This window comes from Achromobacter sp., from assembly GCF_036567245.1.
Lineage (GTDB): Bacteria > Pseudomonadota > Gammaproteobacteria > Burkholderiales > Burkholderiaceae_B > Achromobacter.
On sequence record NZ_DATCUY010000142.1, the window covers coordinates 1 to 4120 of the forward strand.

The following is a 4120-nucleotide window of genomic DNA, read 5'->3' on the forward strand; positions in this document are numbered from 1 at the left end:
GGCCCTGGCCGGCTGGGACGCCCAGGCCCGCGTCACCCGCCTCAACGATCAGCACGCCTTCCTGGCCATCGCGCCGGACAGCGAGCTGGCGCCGGGCGACGTGATCGAGTTCGGCATTTCCCACCCCTGCACCTGTCTGGACCGCTGGCGCGTCTTCTTCGGCCTGGACGCCGACGGCCGCGTGCAGTCGGCGTATCGGACGTTCTTCGGGTAAGCCATGCAACAGCTGAACTTCCAACAGATCTGGCGCTACCGCGAACAGCTCTGGGACGGCATCCAGGTCACGCTGGAGCTGACCATCATCGCCGTGGTTGCCGGACTGGCCATCGGCCTGGCCGGCGCACTGCTGACGCGCCACGGCCCCAAGCCGGTCAAGCTGGCGCTGCGCGCCTATGTCGAGGTGTTCCGCAACACGCCGTCGCTGATCCAGCTGTTCGTGGTGTTCTTCGTCCTGCCGGGGCTGGGCCTGCGCATGCCGCCCTTCGTGGCCGCGGCGCTGGCGCTCAGCCTGTACTTCGGCGCCTACGCCATCGAGATCCTGCGCGCCGGCCTGGATTCCATTCCACGCAGCCAGATCGAGGCTGGCCACTGCCTGGGTCTGAGCACCTGGCAGGTGTACCGCCACATCGTGCTGGCGCCCGCCCTGCGCAACGTCTATCCGGCGCTGGGCACGCAGCTGGTCATCCTGCTGCTAGGCACCTCGCTGGCCTCGCAGGTGTCGGCCGAGGACCTGTTCCATGCCGGCAGCTTCATCGAAAGCCGCACCTACCGCAGCTTCGAGGTCTATGCGGTGATCTGCGGCATCTATTTCACGCTGGTGCTGATCACCAAGGCCCTGCTGGCCCTGGCCGGCAGGCTGGCCTTCACCTGGCCCGTGCGCCGCTAGGAGCCGCAAGCATGCGTACGTTTACCCTGAGCGATTTCGCGTCCCTCATCAGCGCCCTGCAATGGACGGTAGCCCTGGTGCTGATCGCGCTGGCCATCGGCGCGCCGCTGGGCCTGGGGCTGGCGCTGTTGCGCGGCCACCGTTCGGCGCCGCTGCGCTGGCTGGCCGCGGCCCTGCAACAGTTGGTCCAGGGCGTGCCGCTGCTGGGCCTGCTGATGTTCTTCTACTTCGGCATGCCGGTGTTCCTGGGCATCGAAGTGCCCGCGCTGACCGCCGTCAGCGTCGCCTTCATCATCTACACGGCGGCCTTCCTGGGCCAGATCTGGTACGGCGGCATCCAGGCCGTGAAGCACGAGCAGTGGGAAGCGGCCGCCTGCCTGGGGCTGTCCAAGTGGCATCAGTTCCGCCACGTGATCGCGCCGCAGGCGTTTCGCCTGTCGCTGCCGCCCACCGTGGGCTTCCTGGTGCAGCTCATCAAGGGCACTTCGCTGGCCTCGGTGGTGGGCTTCGTCGAACTGGCGCGCGCCGGGCAGATCGCCAGCGCCGCTACCTTCCAGCCCCTGCTGGTCTATTCCTGCGTCGCGTTGCTGTACTTCGCGGCGTGCCTGCCCCTGACGATGTGGGCCCGTAACCTGGAGGGCCGCTTCCATGGCGCTCGTTGAAGTCTCCAACATCCACAAACGCTTCGGCGCCAACGCGGTGCTCAACGGCGTCTCGCTCGAGGTCAACGAGGGCGAGATCGTCACCATCATCGGCCGCTCCGGGTCGGGCAAGTCGACCCTGCTGCGCTGCCTGAACGCGCTGGAAACGGTGGACGACGGCGACATCCGCATCGGCGGCGAACAGATCCATGCCGGCATGCCCGGACTGCGCCAGTTCCGCCAGCGCGTGGGCATCGTGTTCCAGCAGTTCAACCTGTTCCCGCACCTGAACGTGGAACGCAATATCACGCTGGCGCCCACGCTCAACGGCAAGATCGCCAAGTCGCAGGGCCGCGCGCTGGCGCTGGACGTGCTGCGCCGCGTCGGCCTGGCCGAAAAGATCGACGCCTATCCTGCCCTGCTCTCGGGCGGCCAGCAGCAGCGCGTGGCGATCGCCCGCTGCCTGGCCATGGCGCCCCAGCTGATGCTGTTCGACGAAGTCACGTCGGCGCTGGACCCGGAGCTGGTGGGCGAGGTGCTGAAGGTCATGGAAGACATGGCCCGCCAAGGCATGACCATGGTGCTGGTGACGCACGAAATGGCCTTCGCCCGCAATGTCGCGTCCAAGGTGGTGTTCATGCACCAGGGCCGCGTCTGGGAACAAGGCCCGCCCGCCGAACTCTTTGCCAATCCCCAAACCCCCGAGCTGCGCCAGTTCATCGGCACGGCCGCGCCTTCCTCTCACTGAATCACCCGCCCCTGGAGTCATCGCATGAAACTGTACGCCAAGCTGGCCGCCGCCGCGGCCCTCTGCCTCTCCCTGGCCGCGCCGGCCTCGGCCGCCGACAAACTGCAGGACGTGCTGGGCGCGGGCAAGCTGCGCGTGGGCGTGCTGATGGATGCCGCGCCCTGGGGCTTCAAGGACGCCAAGGGCGAGGCCGCCGGCCTGGACATCGACCTGGCCAAACTGATGGCCGCCGACATGGGCGTGAAGCTGGAACTGGTGCAGGTCACCGGCGCCAGCCGCATCCCCAGCCTGCTGGCCGGCAAGGTCGACGTGCTGATCGCGGCCGCCGGCGCCACCCCGGAGCGCGCCCAGCAGGTCATGTTCTCGCAACCCTACGCCGCGGTGAACCTGGGCGTCTATGGCGGTGAAGCCATGCCCCAGGCCAAGAGCGTCGACGAACTCAAGGGCCACAGCATCGCGGTCGCCAAGGGCTCCACGCTGGACATCTGGCTCACCGACAACGCGCCGGGCGCCAAGCTGGTGCGCTTCGAGGACACGCCGTCGGCCGTGGCCGCCTATCTGGCCGGCCAGTCGGAATCGTTCGCCGAGAACAGCGCCATCGCGCTCAAGGTGACCGAAGACAATCCCGCCCGCGCGCCCCAACTCAAGTTCCTGATCCGCCAGTCGCCCGCCCACGCCGCCGTGCAGCAGGGCCAGCAAAACCTGCTGAACTGGATCAATACCTTCCTCTTCACCAACCGCCTGAACGGCAAGCTGCCGGCCCTGCAGCAGAAGTGGTTCAAGGAAGCCCAGACCCTGCCGCAGATGTAATCGGCCGCCTCAAAAGGACTCGCATGATCAAACGCTACAAATCCGGCTCGCGCATGAGCCAGGCCGTCTCGTACAACGGCTTCGTGTTCATCGCCGGCCAGGTGGCCGACAACCGCCAGGGCTCGCTCGAATCCCAGACCCGCGAAGTGCTGGCGAAGATCGAAGCGCTGCTGGCCGATGCCGGCAGCGACAAGTCGCGCCTGCTGGCGGTGGACGTGTTCCTGCCCGCCATCGGCGACTTCGACGCCATGAACGGCGTGTACGACGCCTGGATCGACCCCGCCAACCCGCCTGCCCGCGCCTGCGTCGAGGCCCGCCTGGCCGACCCCGACCTGCGGGTCGAGATGACCGCGGTCGCCGCGCTGCGCTAAACGCGCGGCGCTCCGGCCTTCCGATCCCTTTTCGCGCCGCCTTGCGCGGCGCTGTTGCTTCCCCCATGCATACCGGCCTGTTTCACGAGATAGACTTCGACGCCGACGGCAAGGCGCTCAGCTTCCTGGGCACCCCCTATTCGGTGGACCGCTCGCCCTATTACCAGATCAAGACCCCCATCTGCCGCATCCGCAACGGCAGCGGCCCGCGCGTGCTGCTCATGGCCGGCAACCACGGCGACGAATACGAAGGCGAGGTCGCCCTGAGCCGCCTGATCCGCCGCCTGGAGCCCGCCCGCATGCGCGGCGAGGTCACGATTCTGCCGCTGGCCAATCTGCCCGCCGTGATGGCGGCGCGCCGGCGCTCGCCGCTGGACAATGGCAATCTCAACCGCGCCTTCCCCGGCGTCCCCGGCGGCACGCCCACGGAACGCCTGGCGCACTTCCTGGAACACGAATTGTTCCCGCGCCACGACGTGGTATTCGACATCCATTCCGGCGGCACCTCGATGGCGCATCTGCCCACCGCCCTGATCGAGCGCCAGGACTCGCCCGAGCGCATGGCGCGCGCGCTGGACCTGATGGGCGCGCTGGGCATGGGCCACGCCTTCGTCGCCGCCAATGGCCGCGACGCACCCACCTCCATGGCGGCGGCCGCGCGTGC

Annotated in this window: 5 protein-coding genes and 2 pseudogenes; all 7 read left to right on the plus strand. The window is 68.2% G+C overall.

The features are described from left to right. A pseudogene (locus VIR09_RS06270) lies at positions 1-214 on the plus strand (amino acid deaminase); the annotation flags it as partial. Between the two features lie 3 nt (positions 215-217). Beyond that, complete coding sequence (locus tag VIR09_RS06275; protein ID WP_332012094.1) at positions 218-886, plus strand: amino acid ABC transporter permease; 669 nt, start codon at positions 218-220, stop codon at positions 884-886. A gap of 11 nt (positions 887-897) precedes the next feature. Next, on the plus strand, positions 898-1548 hold the full coding sequence (locus VIR09_RS06280) for an amino acid ABC transporter permease (protein WP_013395488.1): 651 nt from the start codon (positions 898-900) through the stop codon (positions 1546-1548). Next, positions 1535-2275, plus strand: coding sequence for an amino acid ABC transporter ATP-binding protein (locus tag VIR09_RS06285; protein ID WP_332012095.1), 741 nt, complete (start codon positions 1535-1537; stop codon positions 2273-2275). Before VIR09_RS06280 ends, VIR09_RS06285 begins: the two co-directional genes overlap by 14 nt. Before the next feature lie 24 nt (positions 2276-2299). After that, the gene (locus VIR09_RS06290) at positions 2300-3085 is read left to right on the plus strand and encodes a transporter substrate-binding domain-containing protein (RefSeq protein WP_207471949.1); all 786 of its coding nucleotides are present in this window, start codon (positions 2300-2302) and stop codon (positions 3083-3085) included. A gap of 23 nt (positions 3086-3108) precedes the next feature. Then, positions 3109-3456 (plus strand): RidA family protein, encoded by a 348-nt coding sequence (locus tag VIR09_RS06295; protein WP_332012096.1) that lies wholly within the window; start codon positions 3109-3111, stop codon positions 3454-3456. A gap of 65 nt (positions 3457-3521) precedes the next feature. Beyond that, a pseudogene (locus VIR09_RS06300) lies at positions 3522-4120 on the plus strand (succinylglutamate desuccinylase/aspartoacylase domain-containing protein); the annotation flags it as partial.